Here is a 22,861-nt window from a genome sequence, read left to right on the forward strand (position 1 = left end):
CGGGGCCGTGCCGCCCGTACCCTTGCAGTACAAGTCGGGCGTCAAATAGCGGGCGCCCCTGACTGAAGGATCACACCATGCTGATCGCTCAGCGTCCCTCGCTGACCGAAGAGGTTGTCGACGAGTTCCGTTCCCGGTTCGTCATCGAGCCGCTGGAGCCGGGCTTCGGTTACACCCTCGGCAACTCCCTCCGCCGTACCCTCCTGTCGTCGATCCCCGGTGCCGCTGTCACCAGCATCCGCATCGACGGTGTCCTGCACGAGTTCACCACCGTGCCGGGCGTCAAGGAGGACGTCACCGACCTCATCCTCAACATCAAGCAGCTGGTCGTCTCCTCGGAGCACGACGAGCCGGTCGTGATGTACCTGCGCAAGCAGGGCCCGGGTCTGGTCACCGCCGCCGACATCGCGCCCCCGGCCGGTGTCGAGGTGCACAACCCCGACCTCGTCCTCGCCACGCTCAACGGCAAGGGCAAGCTGGAGATGGAGCTGACCGTCGAGCGCGGTCGCGGCTACGTCTCCGCCGTGCAGAACAAGCAGGTGGGCCAGGAGATCGGCCGTATCCCGGTCGACTCCATCTACTCGCCGGTTCTCAAGGTCACGTACAAGGTCGAGGCCACGCGTGTCGAGCAGCGCACCGACTTCGACAAGCTGATCGTCGACGTCGAGACCAAGCAGGCGATGCGTCCGCGTGACGCCATGGCCTCCGCCGGTAAGACGCTGGTCGAGCTGTTCGGTCTCGCCCGCGAGCTGAACATCGACGCCGAGGGCATCGACATGGGTCCGTCTCCGACGGACGCCGCCCTGGCCGCGGATCTGGCTCTTCCCATCGAGGAGCTTGAGCTGACGGTTCGGTCGTACAACTGCCTCAAGCGTGAGGGCATCCACTCCGTGGGTGAGCTTGTCGCTCGCTCCGAGGCGGACCTCCTGGACATCCGTAACTTCGGTGCGAAGTCCATTGACGAGGTCAAGGCGAAGCTGGCGGGTATGGGCCTCGCGCTCAAGGACTCGCCTCCCGGGTTCGACCCGACCGCTGCGGCTGACGCCTTCGGCGCGGACGACGACGCGGACGCGGGTTTCGTGGAGACCGAGCAGTACTAAGAGCTCGGACCTTCCGGTCCGTACTCGGGTGCGGGAGCGCTGTGCTTGATCGCGCAGTTCCCCGCGCCCCTTTCCGAGCAGGCCCCCTTCGGGGCCCGCTCGGATCTCTGACAGACAACCGTCTGCTCAGATACTGACTCCGGTACCTGACACGGCCGGGGCAGACACCTAGGAGAAACACCATGCCGAAGCCTGCCAAGGGCGCCCGTCTGGGCGGCAGTGCCGCGCACGAGAAGCTGCTGCTCGCGAACCTCGCGAAGAGCCTCTTCGAGCACGGCCGTATCACCACCACCGAGGCGAAGGCCCGCCGCCTGCGCCCGTACGCCGAGCGTCTGGTCACCAAGGCGAAGAAGGGTGACCTTCACAACCGCCGCCAGGTGCTCCAGGTCATCACGGACAAGGGCGTCGTCCACACGCTCTTCACCGAGATCGCCCCGCGCTACGAGAACCGCCCCGGTGGTTACACCCGCATCACCAAGATCGGTAACCGCCGTGGCGACAACGCGCCCATGGCCGTCATCGAGCTGGTCGAGGCCCTGACCGTCGCCCAGCAGGCGACCGGTGAGGCCGAGGCCGCCACCAAGCGTGCGGTCAAGGAGGCCGAGGAGGCCAAGGTCGAGCAGACCGAGGCCGTCGAGGCCCCCGCCGAGGAGTCGAAGGACGCCTGAGGCACTGCCTGACGCCTGAGAGCGGGTCCGCCCTTACGGGGGCGGGCCCGTTTTCTTGTTTTTCCGTGGGCGGCGCCCTGAGAGGATTTCCCCGTGAGTGACGAAGCACAGCCCGGCCATGTCCGTATCCGCCTCGACCTGTCGTACGACGGCACCGACTTCCACGGCTGGGCCAAGCAGGCCGGCGGGCGGCGGACCGTGCAGGGGGAGATCGAGGACGCCCTCAGGACGGTCACGCGGTCGAAGGAGACGTACGAGCTGACCGTGGCCGGGCGTACGGACGCCGGGGTGCACGCGCGCGGCCAGGTCGCGCACGTCGACCTGCCCGAGGACGTGTGGGCCGAGCACCGGGAGAAGCTGCTGAAGCGGCTCGCCGGGCGGCTGCCCAAGGACGTACGGGTGTGGAGCCTGACCGAGGCGCCCCCCGGCTTCAACGCGCGCTTCTCGGCGATCTGGCGGCGCTACGCCTACCGCGTCACCGACAACCCGGGCGGGGTCGACCCGCTGCTGCGGGGCCATGTGCTCTGGCACGACTGGCCGCTGGACGTGGCCGCCATGAACGAGGCGGCGCGCGCCCTCCTCGGCGAGCACGACTTCGCCGCGTACTGCAAGCGGCGCGAGGGCGCGACGACCATCCGGACGCTCCAGGAGCTGAGCCTGGAGCGCGGTGCGGACGGTGTCGTCACGGCGACGGTCCGCGCGGACGCGTTCTGCCACAACATGGTCCGCTCGCTGATCGGCGCGCTGCTGTTCGTCGGCGACGGACACCGGGGCCCTGAGTGGCCGGGCAAGGTGCTGGCCGCCGGGGTGCGGGACTCGGCCGTGCATGTCGTACGGCCGCACGGGCTGACCCTGGAGGAGGTCGGCTACCCGGCCGACGAGCTGCTGGCCGCCCGGAACAAGGAGGCCCGGAACCGGCGCTCGCTGCCGTCGGCGGGCTGCTGCTGAGCTGCGGGAGGCGGGGCGGGGCTGGACGGTTCGACGAGGCTCGATGGGGGCTCGGGAGAGCCCCCTCGCGGCTACTTGGCGGCGGCCGATGCCTGGGCCTCGCCCCGGCGCAGGAGCTGGCGGAAGGTGAACTGCGCGAGGTCGTTGCCCGCCGAGAACACCTTGTTGTCCTTGAGAGTGACGTCCTTGCCGTTGGTGAAGCCCGCGGTGGTGAAGTAGGCGTACCGGCCGAGGGTGTTGGTGGTGGTGCGGCAGATCGCCGCGTCGCAGAAGCCCTTGACGCCCTTGCCGGGCAGCGAGGAGATGATGCTCTTCGTGTCCGTCTGGCCCTTGAACTTGGTGGCCTCGGCCGCGGTGTCGAAGACGGCCACGCCCGCGGTGACGGCGACGCCGTCCTTGACGTAGCTGACCCGCATCAGCCGGGTGCACTTGTTCGCGGTGAGGAGCTTCGGGAGGGTGCCGCGCGCGCCGGAGGCGCAGTTCTTGGTGTCGGCGGTGGCGCCCTTCTTGTACACCGTGTCGCCCATGGTCAGCTGGGTGCCCGGGAACAGGGTCTCGGGGCTGAGCGGGGCGGTGTCCTTCTTGGCGCTGGAGATGAAGTCCTTCGGGTCCAGCGGGGGCGGCGCGCTGGTCGGCTCGAAGGACGGCGCCGTGGCGGTGCCGCCGGGCAGCGAGGCGCTCGGGGGCAGGGCGGAGGGGCCGCCGGCGGTGTCGTCGTCGCCACCCGCGTTGACGACGGCCATCGCGACGGCCGTGCCTATCGCGGCCGTGGCCAGGGCGCCGCCGACGATGAACAGCACCTTGCGGCGCTTGCTCCGGTTCTCGGACTGGTCCGCGAGCGCGGCCCAGTCGGGAGTGCCGTCACCGCCGCCCTTGCCGCTCCATGGCTGTTCGGATTGAGGTGTCCAGGGATCCCACTGGTTCTGGGAGCCCCCCTGCCCGTAACTCATGGGGCGCATCTTAGAGGGGCCCCGGGAGTGCCGGTGCGCCCGAGGGCACGGGCCCGGGAGACGATAGGGGGACCTTCCGCACAGGGGGGAACATCTCGGCGCGCCGGGTTTCGGATCCGACGCGTTTTGACCCGTCCGGGGGTGCCCCGGTAACCTGGCTCCTCGTTGTGTATTGGCTTGCTCATTCTCACGGGACGGGCCCTTACACCGGTCCACCGGGCCGATGACCAGCGATCTGCACGCGGTTGCGTCACCGCAGTGCGATCGAGGCTGTCGTGATCGTTTCGGTGACCTGTTCAGGACCATTCACTCGAAGCGAAGGCTACGAACCGTGCGTACGTACAGCCCCAAGCCCGGCGATGTGACGCGCCAGTGGCACGTCATCGACGCTCAGGACATCGTCCTGGGCCGCCTGGCCACCACCGCCGCCTCCCTGCTGCGCGGCAAGCACAAGCCGATCTACGCGCCGCACGTCGACACCGGTGACTTCGTCGTCATCATCAACGCCGACAAGGTGCACCTGTCCGGCAACAAGCGGACCCAGAAGATGGCGTACCGCCACTCCGGTTACCCGGGTGGTCTGCGCTCCGTCCGTTACGACGAGCTGCTCGACAAGAACCCCGAGAAGGCCATCGAGAAGGCCGTCAAGGGCATGCTCCCCAAGAACACTCTGGGCCGTCAGATGCTCTCGAAGCTGAAGGTCTACAAGGGTGACCAGCACCCGCACGGCGCCCAGCAGCCGGTGCCGTTCGAGATCACCCAGGTCGCGCAGTAATTCCGGCCACCCTTTAACTGACAGAGAATCTGAGGAGAATCGTGGCCGAGACCACTGCCGAGCAGCCGCTCGAAGAGACCGAGCTCGTCGACATCGAGAGCTACACCACCGAGAGCGAGCTCCCCGTCGAGGGTGAGTACACCTCGGAGTCCGTGGCGTCCCGCTTCGGCGAGCCCCAGCCGGCCGCCGGCCTGGGCCGTCGCAAGAACGCCATCGCCCGTGTCCGGATCGTTCCGGGCACCGGCAAGTGGAAGATCAACGGTCGCACCCTCGAGGACTACTTCCCGAACAAGGTGCACCAGCAGGAAGTCAACGAGCCCTTCAAGGTGCTCGAGCTCGAGGGCCGCTACGACGTCATCGCCCGTATCTCGGGTGGCGGTGTCTCCGGTCAGGCCGGTGCGCTCCGTCTCGGTGTCGCCCGTGCGCTGAACGAGGCCGACGTGGACAACAACCGCGGCGCCCTCAAGAAGGCCGGCTTCCTCAAGCGCGACGACCGTGCGGTCGAGCGCAAGAAGGCCGGTCTGAAGAAGGCCCGTAAGGCCCCGCAGTACAGCAAGCGCTAAACAGCGGCGCTTCGCGCGTACTCCGAACGCCCCGACGGCACGCCTGTGTGCCGCCGGGGCGTTCGTTTATCTCCGTCAAGGGCGTATAACGACACAAGACGCTCAAAGGCTTGTGCGATTGGATGCTCTGGCACATGCCATGATTCCTCGCAGCAGTTGCGCTTCTTCAGGAGGACAAGTGGGACGACTCTTCGGCACCGACGGCGTGCGTGGCGTCGCCAACGCGGACCTGACGGCCGAGATGGCGCTCGGCCTGTCCGTCGCGGCGGCGCATGTGCTGGCCGAGGCGGGTACTTTCGCGGGTCACCGGCCCAAGGCGGTGGTCGGTCGCGACCCGCGGGCGTCCGGGGAGTTCCTGGAGGCGGCCGTGGTGGCCGGGCTGGCCAGCGCGGGCGTGGACGTGCTCCGCGTGGGCGTGCTGCCGACGCCCGCCGTGGCGCATCTGACCGGCGCGCTCGGCGCGGACCTCGGTGTGATGCTCTCCGCGAGCCACAACGCCATGCCGGACAACGGCGTCAAGTTCTTCGCGCGCGGTGGTCACAAGCTCGCCGACGAGCTGGAGGACCGGATCGAGGCGGTCTACGAGTCCCACCGCCACGGCGAGCCCTGGGAGCGCCCCACCGGCGCCGGGGTCGGCCGGGTGCGGTCGTACGACGAGGGCTTCGAGACCTACGTCGCGCATCTGCTCGCGGTGCTGCCGAACCGTCTCGACGGGCTGAAGATCGTCCTGGACGAGGCGCACGGTGCCGCCGCCGGGGTCTCCCCGGCCGCGTTCACGCGCGCCGGTGCGACGGTCGTCACGATCGGCGCCGAGCCGGACGGCCTGAACATCAACGACGGCTGCGGCTCGACCCACCTCGGACCGCTCAAGGCCGCCGTCATCGAGCACGGCGCCGACTTCGGCATCGCGCACGACGGGGACGCCGACCGCTGCCTGGCCGTGGACCACACCGGCGAGGAGGTGGACGGCGACCAGATCCTGTCCGTGCTCGCGCTGGCGATGCGTGAGCGCGCGGAGCTGCGCTCGGACACCGTGGTCGCGACCGTGATGTCCAACCTGGGCTTCAAGCTGGCCATGGAGCGGGCGGGCATCCGCCTGGTGCAGACGGCGGTCGGGGACCGCTATGTGCTGGAGGAGATGAAGCAGCACGGCTACGCCCTCGGCGGCGAGCAGTCCGGGCACGTCATCGTCCTGGACCACGCGACCACCGGCGACGGCACGCTGACCGGTCTGCTGCTTGCCGCGCGGGTCGCCGAGACCGGCCGCGCGCTGCGGGAGCTGGCCTCCGTCATGGAGCGGCTGCCGCAGATCCTGATCAACGTCCCGGACGTCGACAAGTCCCGGGTCCGGACCTCGGCCGACCTCGCGGCGGCCGTCGGCGAGGCGGAGCGCGAGCTGGGCCAGACCGGCCGCGTCCTGCTGCGCCCCTCGGGCACCGAGCCGCTGGTCCGCGTGATGGTCGAGGCCGCCGACATCGACCAGGCCCGGTCGGTGGCGGGGCGGCTGGCCGATGCGGTGAAGTCGGCGCTGGGCTAACCGGGCAGGCCCTTCCTGGCCCAATACCACTTCTGGGCCAGGAGGGTCAGGACGCCCGCGAGCACGATGCCGAGCAGGTTCAGCAGCAGCTGTTCGCTGGAGCCGACGGTCTGCTTCGTGTCGCCGTAGGCCAGAGCGACGGCGGCGTTGGCGGCGGCCGGGACCGTCGTCACGGAGATGGCGACGCCGACCAGGGCACCCGACTTGGCCGAGGTCAGCGAGAGGGTGCCGGCGGCGCCCGCGAGCAGCGCGACCACGAACGAGAACGCGTCCGGCGCGTAGACGAACGCGGTGTTCGGGCGGTCGCCCTCCAGCTGCCCCTCGCTGAACAACCCGGCCGCGTCCATGAGCACGGTGAAACCGGCCGTCAGCGCCATCGCGGCGGCGAAGCCGACCAGCAGGGCGAGGAGCGAGCGGGCCGCGAGCCGGGGCCTGCGCCGGACCATGGCGGTGCTGATGCCCGCCAGCGGCCCGAACTCCGGCCCCACCGCCATCGCCCCCACGATCAGCACCGCGTTGTCCAGGACGACGCCGCAGGCCGCGATCATCGTGGCGATGGCGAGGAACGCGACGTAGGTCGCCGAGAGGGTGGACTCCTCGTGGGTCTCCTCGACCAGGTGCTCCCACAGCACGGCGTCCGCCGCCTCGCCGGGCGCCTCCTCCTCGGCCCGGTCGGCCCGCCGGGACAGCGACAGGTCGATGTCCTCCACGGCGATGGAGCCGTCGCGGTCGATGCCGAGCCGCTGGAGACCGGTGAGCAGGGCGTCGCCCGCCTCCCGTGCGACGTCGCACATCACCACGTCCCCGGCCGGGTTCCTGGCGGCACCCGGCAGCACCACCAGATGGGTGGTGCCGACGGTGTCCTCGATCAGACGCACGGCGTCGTCCGTGCGGCCGGGCGGGGTGATCAGGCGCAGATGCAGCATGGCGCCCATCCAACCGGAGGCGCTACAGCTTGCGCAGGCGCAGGCGTTGGACCGTGTGGTCGGGGCCCTTGCGCAGGACGAGGCCGGCGCGGCCTCGGGTGGGGGCGATGTTCTCGACCAGGTTGGGCTTGTTGATCGTGCGCCACAGGCCGCGTGCGTAGTCCAGGGCCTCCTCCTCGGAGACCTGGGTGTACTTGCGGAAGTACGAGTCCGGGTCCTGGAAGGCGGTCTGGCGCAGTTTCTTGAAGCGGTCGAGGTACCAGCGCTCGATGTCCTCGGCGCTCGCGTCGACGTACACGCTGAAGTCGAAGTAGTCAGCGAGGCCGACGCGGGTGCGGCCGTCCTTGCCGGGCAGGGCGGGCTGGAGGACGTTCAGGCCCTCCACGATCAGGATGTCCGGGCGGCGGACGGTGAGCTTCTCGCCGGGGACGATGTCGTAGATCAGGTGGGAGTAGACGGGGGCGGTGACCTCGTCCTTGCCCGCCTTGATGTCGGCGACGAAGCGGGTGAGGGCGCGGCGGTCGTACGACTCCGGGAAGCCCTTCCTGGACATCAGGCCGCGCGCCTGGAGCTCCTTGGTCGGCAGCAGGAAGCCGTCCGTCGTGACCAGCTCGACGCGGGGGTGCTCGGGCCAGCGGGACAGCAGGGCCTGGAGGAGACGGGCCACGGTGGACTTGCCGACCGCGACGGAGCCCGCGACGCCTATCACGAAGGGCGTGCCCGACTGGGAGCCCTTCTCGCCGAGGAAGGTGTTCAGCGCGCTTCTGAGGCCGTCGGTGGCGCCGACGTAGAGATTCAGCAGGCGCGAGAGCGGCAGATAGATGTCCCGCACCTCGTCGAGATCGATCACATCGCCCAGCCCCCGCAGCTTCTCCACCTCCTCGGCGGTGAGCGGCAACGGCGTCTTGTGACGCAGCGCGCTCCATTCGGCACGGGTGAGATCGACATAGGGAGTCGCCTCCGGCCGGTGCCGGTGGGCGCTCCTCGGGAACTCGGAGACCGGTGAGATCACATTCCATTGTTAACGGAGTTTGAACGGGCGCGTGAGGTGGGGTACGTCACGCCGGGCGCCGGGCCTCGGCGTGCTTCGGCGCGGGCGGCGGCCCGATCAGGGCCGCCGCCAGGGCTTCTCCTGTCAGCTCGACCACCACGGCGTCGTTCCGCACGGTCGCGGGCAGCCGGGCGTACGTCCCCCCGTCGCACAGGAACGCCCCGCTGCGCGGCACCGAGCGGACGGTGTCCAGGTCCAGGGGGACGGGCGTGTCACGCGGCGGGGGCGGGGTGATTCTGGGGGGTTTCTGAGCTGGGCTCAAGTGTGTCCGGTTTGGGGGAACTTGGGTGGGGGGTGGTCGGTCAAGTGCCCCGCACAGGGGTGCGTACCGCCGTGGGAATTTCCGAAATCGGGCACGCGGCGGCTCTTTTGGGGGCGGGAATGATCGTAGGCTGCCGCGCATGTGCGGAATCGTGGGATACGTGGGAGCGCGGTCGGCGCTCGAAGTCGTGATGGCGGGGCTGAAGCGGCTGGAGTACCGGGGGTACGACTCCGCCGGGGTCGCGGTGCTCGCGGACGGGGGGCTGGCGTCGGCCAAGCGGGCCGGGAAGCTGGTCAACCTGGAGAAGGAGCTGGCCGAGCGGCCGTTGCCCGCCGGGACGACCGGGATCGGGCACACCCGGTGGGCCACGCACGGCGGCCCGACGGACGCCAACGCCCACCCGCACCTGGACAACGCGGGCCGGGTCGCCGTCGTGCACAACGGCATCATCGAGAACTTCGCGGTGCTGCGCGCCGAACTCGCCGAGCGCGGGCACGCCCTGGCCTCCGAGACCGACACCGAGGTCGTCGCGCACCTGCTGGCCGAGGAGTACTCCGCGACGGCCGACCTCGCGGAGGCGATGCGGCTGGTGTGCCGCCGTCTGGAGGGCGCCTTCACCCTGGTCGCCGTGCACGCGGACGCCCCGGACGTGGTCGTCGGCGCCCGCCGCAACTCCCCGCTGGTGGTGGGCGTGGGCGAGGGCGAGTCGTTCCTCGCCTCCGACGTCGCCGCCTTCATCGCGCACACCCGCGACGCGCTCGAACTGGGCCAGGACCAGGTCGTCGAGCTGCGCCGCGAGGGCGTGACCGTGACGGACTTCGACGGCTCCCCGGCCGAGGTCCGCGCCTTCCACGTCGACTGGGACGTCTCGGCCGCCGAGAAGGGCGGCTACGACTACTTCATGCTCAAGGAGATCGCCGAGCAGCCCAAGGCCGTCGCCGACACCCTGCTGGGCCGCGTCGACCCCTCCGGCTCGCTCACCCTGGACGAGGTGCGCATCGGCGCGGCCGAGCTGCGCGAGGTGGACAAGGTCGTCATCGTCGCCTGCGGTACGGCCTTCCACGCGGGCCTGATCGCCAAGTACGCCATCGAGCACTGGACCCGCATCCCCTGCGAGGTCGAGCTGGCGAGCGAGTTCCGCTACCGCGACCCGATCCTGGACGGCCGCTCCCTGGTCATCGCGATCTCCCAGTCCGGCGAGACCATGGACACGCTGATGGCGCTCCGGCACGCCCGCGAGCAGGGCTCCAAGGTGCTGGCCATCTGCAACACCAACGGCTCCACCATCCCGCGCGAGTCGGACGCGGTGCTCTACACGCACGCAGGACCCGAGGTCGCCGTCGCCTCCACCAAGGCGTTCCTGACCCAGCTGGTCGCCTGCTACCTCGTCGCCCTCTATCTGGGCCAGGTGCGCGGCACCCAGTGGGGCGACGAGATCCGCGCCGTCGTGCGCGACCTGTCCCGGATCTCCGGCGAGGTCGAACGCGTCCTGGAGACCATGGAGCCGGTGCGCGAGCTGGCCCGCTCCCTGGCCGGGCACGACACCGTGCTCTTCCTCGGCCGCCACGTGGGCTACCCGGTCGCCCTCGAAGGCGCCCTCAAGCTCAAGGAACTCGCCTACATGCACGCCGAGGGCTTCGCGGCGGGCGAGCTGAAGCACGGCCCGATCGCGCTGATCGAGAAGGACCTCCCGGTCGTCGTGGTCGTGCCCTCGCCGCGCGGCCGGTCCGTCCTGCACGACAAGATCGTCTCCAACATCCAGGAGATCCGCGCCCGGGGCGCCCGCACGATCGTCATCGCCGACGAGGACGACGACGCGGTGATCCCGTACGCCGACCACCTGATCCGCGTCCCGGCCACGCCCACCCTGCTCCAGCCCCTGGTCGCCACGGTCCCGCTCCAGGTCTTCGCCTGCGAACTGGCCGCCGCCCGCGGCAACGAGGTCGACCAGCCGCGCAACCTCGCCAAGTCGGTGACGGTGGAATAGCCCGGCGCCGACGCCCCTTAGGCTCCTCGCATGGGCATTGTCGGGGTCGGGATCGATGTGGCGGAGATCGAGCGGTTCCGGGCGGCTCTGGAGCGCACGCCCGGACTTGCCGACCGGCTGTTCGTGGCGGGGGAACTGCTGCTGCCGGGCGGTGAGCGGCGCGGGATCGCCTCGCTGGCGGCGCGGTTCGCGGCCAAGGAGGCGCTGGCCAAGGCGCTCGGGGCGCCGTCCGGACTGCTCTGGGTGGACGCCGAGGTGTACGTCGAGGACAGCGGGCAGCCCCGGCTGCGGGTCAAGGGCACGGTGGCCGCCCGCGCGGCCGAGCTGGGCGTGCGGTCCTGGCACGTCTCCCTCAGCCATGACGCGGGCGTCGCCTCGGCCGTGGTGATCGCCGAGAACTGATCCACCCGGGTGCGCGAGTCCGCGCTCGCGGGGCAGACTCGAAGACATGCGTACGGCGTACAGCGTGGAGACGGTACGGGCGGCCGAGCGGGCCCTGATGGCACGGCTGCCGGAGGGCACGCTCATGCAGCGGGCGGCGGCCGGGCTCGCCGCGGCCTCGGCGGAGTTCCTGGGACGGCTGCACGGCAGCCGCGTGGTGCTGCTCGTCGGCAGCGGCGACAACGGCGGCGACGCGCTGTACGCCGGGGCCCGGCTGGCCCGGCGCGGCGCGGGCGTCACCGCCGTGCTCCTCTCACCCGACCGGGCGCACGCGGGCGGACTCCGGGCGCTGCGTCACGCGGGCGGCCGGGTCGTCACGGACCCCGAGGACGCGCTCAGGGCCGTCGGGCGGGCCGCGCTCGTCCTGGACGGCATCGTCGGCATCGGCGGCAAGGGCGGGCTTCGCCCAGGCGCCCAGCGGCTGGTGGAGGCCGCCGAGCGGGCACGGGCCGGGATCGTCGCCGTCGACCTGCCCAGCGGGGTGGACGCGGACACCGGCGAGGTGCGCGGCGCGGCCGTACGCGCGGATCTGACGGTCACCTTCGGGGCGTACAAGCCGGGCCTGCTGATCGATCCCGGGCACGAGTACGCCGGGGCGGTCCGCCTCGTCGAGATCGGGCTCGAACTGCCGCCGGACCCCGCCGTGGAGGCGCTGCAGCACGCGGATGTGGCCCGGCTGCTGCCGGTGCCCTCGGCGGAGAGCGACAAGTACCGGCGCGGGGTGCTCGGCGTCGCCGCCGGGTCCGCGCGCTACCCCGGCGCGGCGGTGCTGGCCGTCTCGGGCGCGCTGCGCGGGGGCGCGGGCGCGGTGCGGTACGTCGGTCCTGCCGGGGACGCGGTGATCGCCCGGTTCCCGGAGACGCTGGTCTCCGACCAGGGCCCCGACCACGCGGGCCGCGTCCAGGCGTGGGTGGTCGGACCCGGCGCCGGGGACGACGCCGCCACCGTCGCCAAGGTCCTCGGCGCGGACGTACCGGTCCTGCTCGACGCCGACGGGCTCCGGCTCGCGGACCGGGACACCGTACGCGGGCGCACGGCACCGACCCTGATGACCCCTCACGCGGGCGAGGCCGCCGCGCTGCTGGGCGTGCGCCGCGAGGAGGTGGAGGCGACCCGGCTCGCCTCGGTGCGCGAGCTGGCGGCCGTCTACCGGGCGACGGTCCTGCTCAAGGGCTCCACCACGCTGATCGCCGCCCCCGACGGCGGCCCGGTCCGGGTCAACCCCACCGGCACCGCCTGGCTCGCCACCGCGGGCAGCGGCGACGTGCTCTCCGGACTCACCGGCTCGCTGCTCGCCTCCGGGCTCTCCCCGCTGGACGCGGGCAGCGTGGGCGCCTATCTGCACGGCCTGGCCGGGCGGTTCGCCTCCCGGGGCGCCCCGATCGTGGCGATGGACATCTCCGAACGGCTGCCGGACGCGTGGCGGGACGTACGGCGGGAGCTGGACTGGGACTGAGGCCGGACTGAGCCCGCCCGGCGGGTCGTACGGACACCCGGCGGACCGGGTACCCGGTACGGGGCCGCCGCGGAGTGCTTCCGGGGGCCGGGCGGGGCCTCTGAGAGACTGGGGGCGCCATGAACGAGACAGCAGCTGTGCCGACGGCGCCCCTGCGCGCCCGCGCCGAGATCGATCTGGGTGCCCTGCGCGCCAACGTACGGGCGTTGCGCGCCCGGTTGAAGGGCGCGGCCCTGATGGCCGTCGTCAAGTCGGACGCCTACGGCCACGGCGCGTTGCCCTGCGCCCGCGCGGCCCGCGCGGCCGGGGCGACCTGGCTGGGCACCGCCACGCCCGAGGAGGCCCTGGCGCTGCGCGCGGCCGGGCTGCCGGGCCGGATCATGTGCTGGCTCTGGGTGCCCGGCGGCCCCTGGCGCCAGGCGATCGAGGCCGACCTCGACGTGTCGGTCAGCGGGATGTGGGCGCTGCGCGAGGTCACCGAGGCCGCCCGCGCGGCGGGCCGCACGGCCCGTGTGCAGCTCAAGGCCGACACCGGCCTGGGCCGCAACGGCTGCCAGCCCGGCGACTGGCCCGAGCTGGTCGCCGAGGCGCTGAAGGCCGAGTCGGAGGGGCTGATCCGGGTCACCGGACTGTGGTCCCACTTCGCCTGCGCCGACGAGCCGGGCCACCCCTCCATCACCGCCCAGCTCGACCGCTTCCGCGAGATGACCGCGTACGCCGAGGAGCAGGGCGTGCGCCCGGAGGTGCGGCACATCGCCAACTCCCCGGCCACGCTGACCCTTCCGGAGACCCACTTCGACCTGGTGCGCACCGGCATCGCGATGTACGGCGTCTCGCCGAGCCCGGAGATCGGCACCCCGGCCGACTTCGGACTGCGCCCGGTGATGACGCTGCGCGCCTCGCTCGCCCTGGTCAAGCGGGTGCCCGGCGGCCACGGCATCAGCTACGGCCACCACTACCTCACCCCCGGCGAGACCACCCTCGGTCTCGTCCCGGTCGGCTACGCGGACGGCATCCCCCGGCACGCCTCGGGCACCGGACCCGTGCTGGTGGACGGCAAGTGGCGCACCGTCGCGGGGCGGGTCGCGATGGACCAGTTCGTGGTCGACCTCGGCGGCGACGAGCCCGAGGCGGGCACGGACGCGGTGCTGTTCGGCCCCGGCGACGCGGGCGAGCCCACCGCCGAGGACTGGGCACAGGCGTGCGGCACGATCGCGTACGAGATCGTCACCCGCATCGGCACCCGGGTGCCCCGCGTGCACCTGAACGGGGAAGAAGAGGGGTAACCGCCCTGCCGGGCCCGGCAGTTGAGCCCCGGAGCCCCCTGGGTGAGTCATGTCCCCCCTTTTTTTTGCGTTTTTACGAACATGAGTACGGCGAAGATCTGAGCACGGCGGTACGGCGAGGAGGAGCGGTACGTGAGCGAGAGCAGTGCGGAGGGCGTGGCCGAGGCCGTCGCCGCGGTCGCCGCCGCCGGGGAGGCGGCGGGGAGCTGGCGCCGGGCGACCGGCCTCGCCGGGGCCGCGATAGGCGTCCTCGCCGCGGGCGCCGCCGCCGGGGTGGCCATCGAGCGCATGACGGTCGGGCGCGGAATACGCCGCAAGGCCCAGCTCGCCCTGGACTCGGCCGGCCCCTACGGCACCCTGCGCGGCACCCCCGGCAAGGCCGTCGCGGACGACGGCACCGAGCTGTACTACGAGGTCGACGACATCGAGCCCGACCCCGGCCCGAACGTCTCCCCGCGCCGCCGCAGGCTCTTCGGCCGCAAGGCGCCCGCCCCCGTGACCGTCGTCTTCTGCCACGGCTACTGCCTCGGCCAGGACTCCTGGCACTTCCAGCGGGCCGCCCTGCGCGGGGTCGTGCGCACCGTGCACTGGGACCAGCGCAGCCACGGCCGCTCCGGGCGCGGGGTGGCCCAGACCCGCGACGGGGTGCCGGTCACCATCGACCAGCTCGGCCGCGATCTGAAGGCGGTGCTCGACGCGGCCGTGCCGGAGGGCCCGATCGTGCTGGTCGGCCACTCCATGGGCGGCATGACGGTGATGGCACTGGCCGCCCAGTTCCCCGAGCTGATCCGGGACCGCGTCGTCGCCACCGCGTTCGTCGGCACCTCCTCCGGGCGGCTCGGCGAGGTCAACTTCGGCCTCCCGCTGGCCGGGGTCAACGCCGTGCGCCGCATCCTGCCGGGCGTGCTGAAGGCGCTCGGGCAGCAGGCGGAGCTGGTGGAGAAGGGGCGCCGGGCCACCGCCGAGCTGTTCGCCGGGGTGATCAAGCGGTACTCGTTCGCGGGACGGGACATCGACCCGGCGGTCGCGCGGTTCGCGGAGCGGATGATCGAGTCCACCCCGATCGACGTGGTCGCGGAGTTCTACCCGGCCTTCACCGACCACGACAAGACCGAGGCGCTGGCCGCCTTCCGTGACATGCCGGTGCTCGTGCTCGCCGGGGTACGGGACCTGGTGACGCCGAGCGAGCACAGCGAGGCGATAGCGGACCTGCTGCCCGACGGCGAACTGGTGCTCGTACCGGAGGCGGGACACCTCGTCATGCTGGAGCATCCGGAGGTCGTCACCGACCGGCTCGCGGACCTGCTCACCCGCGCGGGAGCGGTCCCCGCAGGGGCTACCGTAAGCGGTTATGGAAGAGGCAGCAGCACCGCACAGCCCGGCTGAGATCCGGCTCACCGTCACCTCCCCCGAGCAGATGCGCCGGCTCGGCCTCCGCCTGGCCGGGCTGCTGCGCGCGGGCGACCTCGTGATGCTCAGCGGGGAGCTGGGCGCGGGCAAGACGACGCTGACCCGGGGGCTCGGTGAAGGACTCGGGGTGCGCGGCGCGGTCACCTCGCCGACCTTCGTCATCGCACGGGTCCACCCCTCGCTGGTGGACGGCCCGCCGCTGGTCCATGTCGACGCCTACCGGCTCTCCGGCGGTCTCGACGAGATGGAAGACCTGGACCTCGACGTGTCGCTGCCCGAGTCGGTGATCGTCGTGGAGTGGGGCGAGGGCAAGGTCGAGGAGCTGACCGACGACCGCCTGGAGGTCCTGATCGACCGCGCGACCGGGGACACCACCGACGAGGTACGGCACGTGACGGTGCGCGGGCTCGGCAAGCGGTGGGCGGAGACGGACCTGGAGGCGCTGGAGGCGCTGGAGGGCTGAGGTGCCGGGGGTGCGGAAGCGACAGGCCCGCGCCCCGATATCCCGACATGCTGTCGGGATCGTATTGCGCGGGACGTACCGGGCGTGGTCACATGGTATCCAGCCCGTGGTTAGGCATACCTAACCACACCCGCCCCCGCAGCTCAGGAGGCGCCATGTCCGCTCCACGTCCCACGCCCACGGCCCGGCCCGAGCGGGCCGGACGCGTCCCGGTGACCCCGCAGGTGTCGATGCGCGACCTGCTGGCCTCGTGCGCGGCGGCGAAAGCGGTCTCCACCCCGCCTCCCGCCCCGGACCCGGCCGAACACACCCCGGACCACCGCGAGGCGGCGTAACCGCCCCACCGCTCCAGGATCAGCAGGGTCAGCGGATCACCATCACCGGGACGCCGATCGTGGCGAACTGCCACATGGCGTTTCCGTCCGCCCGGGTCTCGCGGATGCCGCCGGTCTTCACCGAGCCGGAGCCGGTGTCCCCGGGTTCGTCCTCGGTCGCGGCGCTGAAGCCGATCGTCACGCCGTTGCGGGTGGCGAAGCGGACCACGTGCTCGACGAGTACCCCGTCGGTGCCGGTGACCTGCTTGGAGCGCGAGGTCACCCAGTAGGCGCCGAGACGCGGGTCGACCTGTCCGGGGCGCACCTTGAAGGTGCGCCGTACCTGGCCCCGGTCGTCCACCAGCCAGACCCGGTCGTCGTCCACCGAGTACACGACCCGCTCGCCCTTGCCCGAGTTCCGGGGCAGCGCGGTCGGGTGGCGGCTGTCGCGCGGGGCCTTGGCGGCGGGGGAGGGGGAAGCGCTCGCCTTGGCGCGGCCCATGCCCGGCGGCACGGTGGCCTGCGCCTGCCAGGCGAGGAGGGCGACGGTGCCGAGGACGGTCGCGGTGAGACCGGCCACGATTCCCGAGCTGGTGCCTGCCACGTGGGACCGCCTTCGCCTCGTGCCCATATGTCGTACTTCGTACAGACCGTAGCAGCCGGTGACCGTCCGTCCCGGGCGGGCGTGCGCGAGCCGCGGGCGCCGTAGGCTGTTCGCGTGCTCTTGCTCGCTCTGGATACCGCCACCCCCGCCGTCACCGTCGCGCTGCACGACGGCACGGACGTCGTCGCCTCGTCCGGCCAGGTGGACGCGCGCCGCCACGGGGAGCTGCTGCTGCCCGCCGTCGACCGTGTGCTCGCCGCCGCCGGGGTCAAGCTCGACGCCGTCACCGGCATCGTCGTCGGCACCGGGCCCGGCCCCTACACGGGCCTGCGCGTCGGTCTGATGACCGCCGACACCTTCGGCCTCGCGCTCGGCGTCCCGGTGCACGGCGTGTGCACCCTGGACGGCCTCGCCTACGCCGCCGACATCGAGAAGGGCCCCTTCGTGGTGGCCACCGACGCCCGGCGCAAGGAGGTCTACTGGGCGACGTACGCCGACTCGCGCACCCGGCTCACCGGGCCCGCCGTGGACCGCCCGGCCGACATCGCCGAGCGGGTCGCGGGGCTGCCCGCCGTCGGTGCGGGCGCGCTGCTCTACCCGGACACCTTCCCGCAGGCCCACGAGCCGGAGCACGTCTCCGCCGCCGCGCTGGCCTCCCTGGCCGCCGAGAAGCTGGCCAAGGGTGAGGAGCTGGCGGAGCCCCGGCCGCTGTATCTGCGCCGCCCCGACGCGCAGGTGCCGAAGAACTACAAGGTGGTCACGCCGAAGTGACCGCTGAGCTGCGCGAGATGCGCTGGTGGGACATCGACCGGGTCCTGGAGCTTGAGAAGGACCTGTTCCCCGAGGACGCCTGGTCGCGGGGCATGTTCTGGTCCGAGCTGGCCCACTCCCGGGGTCCGGAGGCGACCCGGCGCTATCTGGTCGCCGCCGCGCCGGACGGCCGGATCGTCGGGTACGCGGGCCTCGCCGCCTCCGGTGACCTCGGCGACGTGCAGACCATCGCCGTCGCCCGCGACCAGCAGGGCACCGGCCTCGGCGCCCGGCTGCTGACCGAGCTGCTGCGGGCCGCGACCACCTTCGAGTGCGCCGAGGTGATGCTGGAGTGCCGGGTGGACAACACCCGCGCCCAGAAGCTCTACGAGCGCTTCGGCTTCGCCCCGATCGGCTTCCGGCGCGGCTACTACCAGCCGGGCAACGTGGACGCCCTGGTGATGCGCCTGACCGACCCCTCTTCCTCCCTGGAAGACGTACAAGGAACCGAGATCAATGGCTGACTCACGCGACGAGCCTCTCGTACTAGGCATCGAGACCTCCTGCGACGAGACCGGCGTCGGCATCGTCCGTGGCACGACCCTGCTGGCGGACGCCGTCGCCTCCAGCGTCGACGAGCACGCCCGCTTCGGCGGGGTCGTCCCCGAGGTCGCCTCCCGCGCCCATCTGGAGGCGATGGTCCCTACCATCGACCGCGCCCTGAAGGAGGCGGGCATCACCGCCCGCGACCTCGACGGCATCGCGGTGACCGCGGGCCCCGGCCTCGCGGGCGCCCTCCTGGTCGGCGTCTCGGCCGCCAAGGCGTACGCCTACGCCCTCGGCAAGCCCCTCTACGGCGTCAATCACCTCGCCTCGCACATCTGCGTGGACCAGCTGGAGCACGGCCCGCTGCCCGAGCCGACCATGGCCCTGCTGGTCTCCGGCGGCCACTCCTCGCTGCTGCTGTCCTCGGACATCACCTCCGACGTCCGCCCGATGGGCGCGACCATCGACGACGCGGCGGGCGAGGCGTTCGACAAGATCGCCCGCGTGCTCAACCTGGGCTTCCCCGGCGGCCCGGTCATCGACCGCTACGCCCGCGAGGGCGACCCCACCGCCATCGCCTTCCCGCGCGGCCTGACCGGTCCCCGCGACCCCGCCTACGACTTCTCCTTCTCCGGCCTGAAGACCGCCGTGGCCCGCTGGATCGAGGCCAAGCGCGCGGCGGGCGAGGAGGTGCCGGTGCGTGACGTGGCCGCCTCCTTCCAGGAGGCCGTGGTGGACGTGCTCACCCGCAAGGCCGTGCGCGCCTGCAAGGACGAGGGCGTCGACCACCTCATGATCGGCGGCGGCGTCGCGGCCAACTCCCGGCTGCGGGCGCTCGCCCAGGAACGCTGCGAGGCGGCCGGCATCCGGCTGCGCGTGCCGCGCCCCAAGCTGTGCACGGACAACGGCGCGATGGTCGCCGCGCTCGGCGCCGAGATGGTCGCCCGCAACCGGGCCGCCTCCGACTGGGACCTGTCCGCCGACTCCTCCCTGCCGGTGACCGACCCGCACGTGCCGGGCAACGGACACAGCCACGATCACGACCACGTCCACGAGGTCAGCAAGGAGAACCTGTACTCGTGAGCGTCACCCTGATGTGGGAGGCGCGGGCCGCCGAGGGCCGGGGCGCCGACCTGCTCGCCTGGGCCCGCGCCCAGGAGCTGTCCGCCGCCCCGCTGCGCCGGGAGACCTTCCGGGCACCGGGGGAGCGGGTGCTGGTCCTGACCTGGTGGGACGCGGCGTACGACGCGGACGTGCCGGAACTTCCCGATCCGGAGCCGGGGTTGGTGTCACGGCCGGTGCACCGGTGGCGGTTCGAGCCGGTGGAGAACTGATCTCGCCCGCTGTGCGATCAGGGCTGGCGCTTCGCGGCGATCTTTGGCTATGATCATCACAGAGCGAACGGGCCGGAACAACTCCGGTCAGAACGCCAGGCGTTGGTGGTCCAAGGAAAGACGCCCCGCTTCCTGCGGGGAAATGCAGGTGCAAGGCCTGCCCGGCGCTCAGATCAGAAGGCGCCCCGGTTTCGACCGGGGCGCCTTCGCCGTTCCCGGCTCACTCGGGCGGCGCCACCCGCGTCGCCGCCGACTCGCAGCGCAGCACCCGGTCGGTGCCCACCGTCCGCACCGGCCCGGTCAGCGTCACCTGGGCGGTGTGCCGCACCTCGGCGCTCGACGGGCCCAACCGCAGCTCCAGTGCCCCCGGTTCGACGATCCTGGTGCCCGAACGCCCGGTGAAGGACGCCAGGTCGGCGTGGAACCGGAAGCTCACCCGGGCCGCCTCGCCCGGCGCCAACTCCAGCCGCTGGTAACCGATCAGCCGCACCTCGGGGCGTGTCACCGAGGCCACCGGGTCGTGCAGATAGAGCTGCACCACCTCCGCGCCCGCCCGCTCCCCGGTGTTGCGCACGGTCAGCGCGAGGTCGTACACCCCGTCCGTGCCGATCTCGACGGGTTCCGCGCCGCTGAACTCCCCCCAGGCGAACGAGGTGTACGACAGTCCGTGCCCGAACGGGAAGAGGGGTGTCGGGTCCAGGGCGCTGACCTCGCTGGGGAGGCCCAGCGGTGGCTGGAGGTAGGTCCAGGGCTGGCCGCCGGGGTCGCGGGGCACGCTCAGCGGGAGGTGTCCGGAGGGGTTGACCCGGCCCGAGAGCACTCCGGCCACCGCCGGGCCGCCCTCCTCGCCGGGGAAGAACGCCTGGACGACCGCGCCGAGTCGGCCGTCCCAGCGGCCCAGGGCGTAGGGGCGGCCGGTGAGCAGGACCAGGACGACCGGGGTGCCGGTGGCCACCAGTGCGTCCAGCAACCCGGCCTGGACGCCCGGGAGTTCCAGGTCCGCCACATCGCAGCCCTCGCCGGAGGTGCCCCGCCCGAACAGGCCCGCCCGGTCGCCGAGCACCGCCACGCACACGTCGGCGTCCGCGGCCAGGGCCACCGCTTCCGCGAAGCCGGAGGTGTCCGGGTCCGCGACACCGCAGCCTTCGGCGAACTTGACCTCCGCGTCCGGGAGTTCGGTGCGCAGGGACTCCAGGACCGTCGGGATCTCGATGCCCGGCGGCACGTCCGGGTGGTGGGGGAGGACGTGGGAGGGGAAGGAGTAGCAGCCGAGCATCGCGAGCGGGTCGGCGGCGCGCGGGCCCACCACCGCGATGCGGGCGGCGGGGGAGAGGGGCAGCAGTCCGGCCGGGTTGGCGAGCAGGATCACCGACTCCTCCGCCAGACGGCGGGCCAGGGCACGGTTCCCCGGTGGGTCCAGGTCGGCCGGGCTCTCGGTCTCGGGGGTGAAGTCCTCGTCCAGCAGGCCCAGTTCGCACTTCTGGAGCAGGACGCGGCGGGCCGCGCGGTCCACCAGGGACTCGGGCACGTCCCCGGCCCGTACCGCCGCGACCAGGTCCGTGCCGTAGCAGTCCACGGTGGGCAGCTCGACGTCGATCCCGGCGGCCAGGGCCAGTTGGGCGGCCTCGGTCTTCGTGGCGGCCACCTTGTGCAGGGTGCGCAGGAAGCCGACGGCGAAGTAGTCCGCGACCACCGTGCCGGTGAAGCCCCACTCCTCGCGCAGCAGGCCGGTCAGCAGCTCCGGGTCGGCCGAGGCCGGGACGCCGTCCGTCTCGGTGTAGGCGGCCATCACCGACCGTGCGCCGCCCTCGCGCAGCGCCAGCTCGAAGGGCGGCAGCACGACGTCCGCCAGCTCACGGACGCCCGCCCGCACCGGCGCCAGATTGCGGGCGCCCGCCGAGCCCGCGTACCCGGCGAAGTGCTTCAGGGTGGCGACCACCCCGGCCGACTCCAGGCCCCGTACATAGGCGGCGCCGACCGTGCCGACCAGGTACGGGTCCTCCCCGATGGTCTCCTCCACCCGGCCCCAGCGCAGATCGCGCGCCACGTCCAGGACCGGGGCGAGGCCCTGGTGGACGCCGGCCGCGCGCAGGTCGGCGCCGATCCTGCGGCCCATCTCCGCCACCAGCTCCGGGTCGAAGGAGGCACCCCAGGCGGGCGGGACCGGATAGGCGGTCGCACCCCAGGCGGTGAAACCGGCCAGGCACTCCTCGTGGGCGAGCGCGGGGATGCCGAAGCGGCCCGCGGCGGTGATACGGCGCTGGGCGGCGGCGAGCGCACGGGCACCCGCCGCCGCGTCCACGGGGGTGGTGCCGAAGGAGCGGGTCAGCTGGCCCAGGCCGTGCGCGATCAGCCCGTCCCAGTCCGGCACCTCGCTCATCTCGCCCTGCAGCGGCGCGACTTCGCCGCCTTCCGCGCCCACCCACACGCCGTACAGCTGGGCCGTCTTCTCCTCCAGGGTCATCCGGGCCAGCAGGTCGGCGACGCGGTCGGCGGCGGGCAGGGCGGGGTCGCGCCAGGGGGCGGTGGTCATGGAACTCCTGTCGGGGGTGGCGTACGAGAGCGGACGCGGGACGCGCGAGACGGGCGGGATCACTTGCCGCCCACGCCCATCAGGCCGCCGACCAGGGCCCGCCGGGCCACCAGGTAGACGGCGAACACCGGGATGCCGGAGAGGACGACCGAGGCGAGCAGGGCGGGGATGTCCACGCCGAACTGGCTGACGTAGGTGAACAGGCCCAGGGTGAGGACGCGGGGCCCGTCGGACTGGGTGAAGATCAGAGGGAAGAGGAAGCCGTTCCACGCCTGGAGCGCGGCGTAGACGACGACGGTGCCGATGCCGCCCTTGGCCAGCGGGATCACCAGCTGGAAGAGCATCCGCGCCGGGGAGGCGCCGTCCAGGGCCATCGCCTCGTACAGCTCCTCGGAGATGTCCCGCAGGGTGCCGGTGAGGACCAGGACCGACACCGGCATCGCGAAGGCGGCGGTGGGCAGGATCACCGCGAGCAGGCTGTCGTACAGGTTCAGCTTGGCGATCATCAGATAGAGCGGGACCACCACGGCCTGCGCGGGGATGGCCACGCCGAGCAGGAACAGCCGGAAGGCCGCGCCCGACCAGAAGCCCCGGGTGCGGACGGCGACGTACGCCAGCGGCACGCACAGGACCAGGACGAGGGCCATGACGGCCGCCGCGACCAGCACGGTGTTGGCGAGGAAGTGGCCGAAGCCGCTGTGCAGGACGGTGTCGTAGTTGGCCAGGGTGGGGTGGCGCGGCGGGCGCAGGGCGTTGTGGCCCAGGGCCTCGTCCTGGCCGGTCAGCGACAGCGAGATCATCGCGTAGACCGGGACGATGACGACGGCCAGCCAGATCACCGAGCCAAGTCCGGCGAGCGGGTCGGCGCGCCGGGTCCAGAGGCGGCGCGGCGGCCGATCCGGGTTTGGGAGCGCGGGGGACTTGACCGGCTGAGTGAGGGTGTCGGGGGCCACGGCG

24 protein-coding genes are annotated in these 22,861 nt (G+C 72.3%); 17 read left to right on the top strand and 7 right to left on the bottom strand.

The window, feature by feature from the left end; all coding sequences use genetic code 11:
• The first annotated feature begins 77 nt into the window (after nucleotides 1-77).
• From B079_RS0101145 to truA, 3 genes are all read left to right on the top strand, one after another.
• Nucleotides 78-1,100, top strand: coding sequence for a DNA-directed RNA polymerase subunit alpha (locus tag B079_RS0101145; protein WP_003966937.1), 1,023 nt, complete (start codon nucleotides 78-80; stop codon nucleotides 1,098-1,100).
• A 182-nt stretch (nucleotides 1,101-1,282) separates the two neighbouring features.
• Nucleotides 1,283-1,768 (top strand): 50S ribosomal protein L17, encoded by a 486-nt coding sequence (rplQ, locus tag B079_RS0101150; protein WP_018543923.1) that lies wholly within the window; start codon nucleotides 1,283-1,285, stop codon nucleotides 1,766-1,768.
• A gap of 93 nt (nucleotides 1,769-1,861) precedes the next feature.
• On the top strand, nucleotides 1,862-2,716 hold the full coding sequence (gene truA, locus B079_RS0101155; RefSeq protein ID WP_018543924.1) for a tRNA pseudouridine(38-40) synthase TruA: 855 nt from the start codon (nucleotides 1,862-1,864) through the stop codon (nucleotides 2,714-2,716).
• Nucleotides 2,717-2,787: 71 nt separating this feature from the next.
• Here truA and B079_RS0101160 read toward each other — a convergent pair whose 3' ends face one another.
• A complete protein-coding gene (locus B079_RS0101160) occupies nucleotides 2,788-3,666 on the bottom strand; it encodes a hypothetical protein (RefSeq protein ID WP_018543925.1) in 879 nt (292 codons plus the stop codon).
• Between the two features lie 331 nt (nucleotides 3,667-3,997).
• Here B079_RS0101160 and rplM point away from each other — a divergent pair, with 331 nt between their 5' ends.
• The 3 genes from rplM (at nucleotide 3,998) to glmM (ending at nucleotide 6,541) form a co-directional block, all read left to right on the top strand.
• The gene (gene rplM, locus B079_RS0101165; RefSeq protein ID WP_018543926.1) at nucleotides 3,998-4,441 is read left to right on the top strand and encodes a 50S ribosomal protein L13; all 444 of its coding nucleotides are present in this window, start codon (nucleotides 3,998-4,000) and stop codon (nucleotides 4,439-4,441) included.
• A gap of 41 nt (nucleotides 4,442-4,482) precedes the next feature.
• Entirely contained in the window at nucleotides 4,483-5,004 is a 522-nt protein-coding gene (gene rpsI / locus B079_RS31120) for a 30S ribosomal protein S9 (RefSeq protein ID WP_018543927.1), read from the top strand.
• Nucleotides 5,005-5,182: 178 nt separating this feature from the next.
• A complete protein-coding gene (gene glmM, locus B079_RS0101175; protein ID WP_018543928.1) occupies nucleotides 5,183-6,541 on the top strand; it encodes a phosphoglucosamine mutase in 1,359 nt (452 codons plus the stop codon).
• Here glmM and B079_RS0101180 read toward each other — a convergent pair.
• From B079_RS0101180 to B079_RS35105, 3 genes are read right to left on the bottom strand one after another with little or no spacing between them, the layout of a single operon-like run.
• Nucleotides 6,538-7,467: a DUF389 domain-containing protein gene (locus tag B079_RS0101180; RefSeq protein WP_026248233.1), complete on the bottom strand. Its 930-nt coding sequence runs from the start codon at nucleotides 7,465-7,467 to the stop codon at nucleotides 6,538-6,540. The two genes, glmM and B079_RS0101180, sit on opposite strands and share 4 nt — an antisense overlap.
• A gap of 22 nt (nucleotides 7,468-7,489) precedes the next feature.
• Nucleotides 7,490-8,479 (bottom strand): type I pantothenate kinase, encoded by a 990-nt coding sequence (coaA, locus tag B079_RS0101185; protein WP_018543930.1) that lies wholly within the window; start codon nucleotides 8,477-8,479, stop codon nucleotides 7,490-7,492.
• A 46-nt stretch (nucleotides 8,480-8,525) separates the two neighbouring features.
• Nucleotides 8,526-8,780: a hypothetical protein gene (locus B079_RS35105; protein WP_158684931.1), complete on the bottom strand. Its 255-nt coding sequence runs from the start codon at nucleotides 8,778-8,780 to the stop codon at nucleotides 8,526-8,528.
• Between the two features lie 139 nt (nucleotides 8,781-8,919).
• On the opposite strand from B079_RS35105, the gene glmS reads away from it, so the two are divergent.
• The 7 genes from glmS to B079_RS0101225 all read left to right on the top strand — a co-directional run bounded on the left by glmS (nucleotide 8,920) and on the right by B079_RS0101225 (nucleotide 16,158).
• Nucleotides 8,920-10,767 (top strand): glutamine--fructose-6-phosphate transaminase (isomerizing), encoded by a 1,848-nt coding sequence (glmS, locus tag B079_RS0101195; RefSeq protein WP_026248234.1) that lies wholly within the window; start codon nucleotides 8,920-8,922, stop codon nucleotides 10,765-10,767.
• Between the two features lie 30 nt (nucleotides 10,768-10,797).
• Nucleotides 10,798-11,169: a holo-ACP synthase gene (locus B079_RS0101200; protein WP_018543933.1), complete on the top strand. Its 372-nt coding sequence runs from the start codon at nucleotides 10,798-10,800 to the stop codon at nucleotides 11,167-11,169.
• Between the two features lie 46 nt (nucleotides 11,170-11,215).
• On the top strand, nucleotides 11,216-12,664 hold the full coding sequence (locus B079_RS0101205; RefSeq protein WP_018543934.1) for a bifunctional ADP-dependent NAD(P)H-hydrate dehydratase/NAD(P)H-hydrate epimerase: 1,449 nt from the start codon (nucleotides 11,216-11,218) through the stop codon (nucleotides 12,662-12,664).
• 119 nt (nucleotides 12,665-12,783) lie between these two features.
• The gene (alr, locus tag B079_RS0101210; protein ID WP_026248236.1) at nucleotides 12,784-13,950 is read left to right on the top strand and encodes an alanine racemase; all 1,167 of its coding nucleotides are present in this window, start codon (nucleotides 12,784-12,786) and stop codon (nucleotides 13,948-13,950) included.
• Nucleotides 13,951-14,082: 132 nt separating this feature from the next.
• A complete protein-coding gene (locus tag B079_RS0101215) occupies nucleotides 14,083-15,336 on the top strand; it encodes an alpha/beta fold hydrolase (RefSeq protein ID WP_018543936.1) in 1,254 nt (417 codons plus the stop codon).
• Entirely contained in the window at nucleotides 15,302-15,823 is a 522-nt protein-coding gene (tsaE, locus tag B079_RS0101220; RefSeq protein ID WP_018543937.1) for a tRNA (adenosine(37)-N6)-threonylcarbamoyltransferase complex ATPase subunit type 1 TsaE, read from the top strand. The genes B079_RS0101215 and tsaE overlap by 35 nt, the downstream gene beginning before the upstream one ends.
• A 155-nt stretch (nucleotides 15,824-15,978) precedes the next feature.
• Nucleotides 15,979-16,158, top strand: coding sequence for a hypothetical protein (locus B079_RS0101225; protein ID WP_018543938.1), 180 nt, complete (start codon nucleotides 15,979-15,981; stop codon nucleotides 16,156-16,158).
• 28 nt (nucleotides 16,159-16,186) lie between these two features.
• On the opposite strand, the gene B079_RS0101230 is transcribed toward B079_RS0101225, so the two are convergent.
• Complete coding sequence (locus B079_RS0101230) at nucleotides 16,187-16,741, bottom strand: hypothetical protein (protein WP_037801053.1); 555 nt, start codon at nucleotides 16,739-16,741, stop codon at nucleotides 16,187-16,189.
• Between the two features lie 114 nt (nucleotides 16,742-16,855).
• On the opposite strand from B079_RS0101230, the gene tsaB reads away from it, so the two are divergent.
• From tsaB to B079_RS0101250, 4 genes are read left to right on the top strand one after another with little or no spacing between them, the layout of a single operon-like run.
• Nucleotides 16,856-17,512 (top strand): tRNA (adenosine(37)-N6)-threonylcarbamoyltransferase complex dimerization subunit type 1 TsaB, encoded by a 657-nt coding sequence (gene tsaB, locus B079_RS0101235; RefSeq protein WP_018543940.1) that lies wholly within the window; start codon nucleotides 16,856-16,858, stop codon nucleotides 17,510-17,512.
• 17 nt (nucleotides 17,513-17,529) lie between these two features.
• A complete protein-coding gene (gene rimI / locus B079_RS0101240; RefSeq protein ID WP_051094970.1) occupies nucleotides 17,530-18,015 on the top strand; it encodes a ribosomal protein S18-alanine N-acetyltransferase in 486 nt (161 codons plus the stop codon).
• The gene (tsaD, locus tag B079_RS0101245) at nucleotides 18,008-19,120 is read left to right on the top strand and encodes a tRNA (adenosine(37)-N6)-threonylcarbamoyltransferase complex transferase subunit TsaD (protein WP_018543942.1); all 1,113 of its coding nucleotides are present in this window, start codon (nucleotides 18,008-18,010) and stop codon (nucleotides 19,118-19,120) included. Before rimI ends, tsaD begins: the two co-directional genes overlap by 8 nt.
• Nucleotides 19,117-19,371: a hypothetical protein gene (locus tag B079_RS0101250; protein WP_018543943.1), complete on the top strand. Its 255-nt coding sequence runs from the start codon at nucleotides 19,117-19,119 to the stop codon at nucleotides 19,369-19,371. The genes tsaD and B079_RS0101250 overlap by 4 nt, the downstream gene beginning before the upstream one ends.
• Nucleotides 19,372-19,591: 220 nt before the next feature.
• Here B079_RS0101250 and B079_RS0101255 read toward each other — a convergent pair whose 3' ends face one another.
• Together B079_RS0101255 and B079_RS0101260 are read right to left on the bottom strand one after the other, a co-directional pair.
• Nucleotides 19,592-21,904: a glycoside hydrolase family 3 N-terminal domain-containing protein gene (locus tag B079_RS0101255; protein ID WP_018543944.1), complete on the bottom strand. Its 2,313-nt coding sequence runs from the start codon at nucleotides 21,902-21,904 to the stop codon at nucleotides 19,592-19,594.
• 59 nt (nucleotides 21,905-21,963) lie between these two features.
• Nucleotides 21,964-22,857: a carbohydrate ABC transporter permease gene (locus B079_RS0101260; protein ID WP_018543945.1), complete on the bottom strand. Its 894-nt coding sequence runs from the start codon at nucleotides 22,855-22,857 to the stop codon at nucleotides 21,964-21,966.
• Nucleotides 22,858-22,861: the final 4 nt, after the last annotated feature.

The sequence above is a fragment of the Streptomyces sp. LaPpAH-108 genome (assembly GCF_000373625.1).
GTDB lineage: Bacteria > Actinomycetota > Actinomycetes > Streptomycetales > Streptomycetaceae > Streptomyces.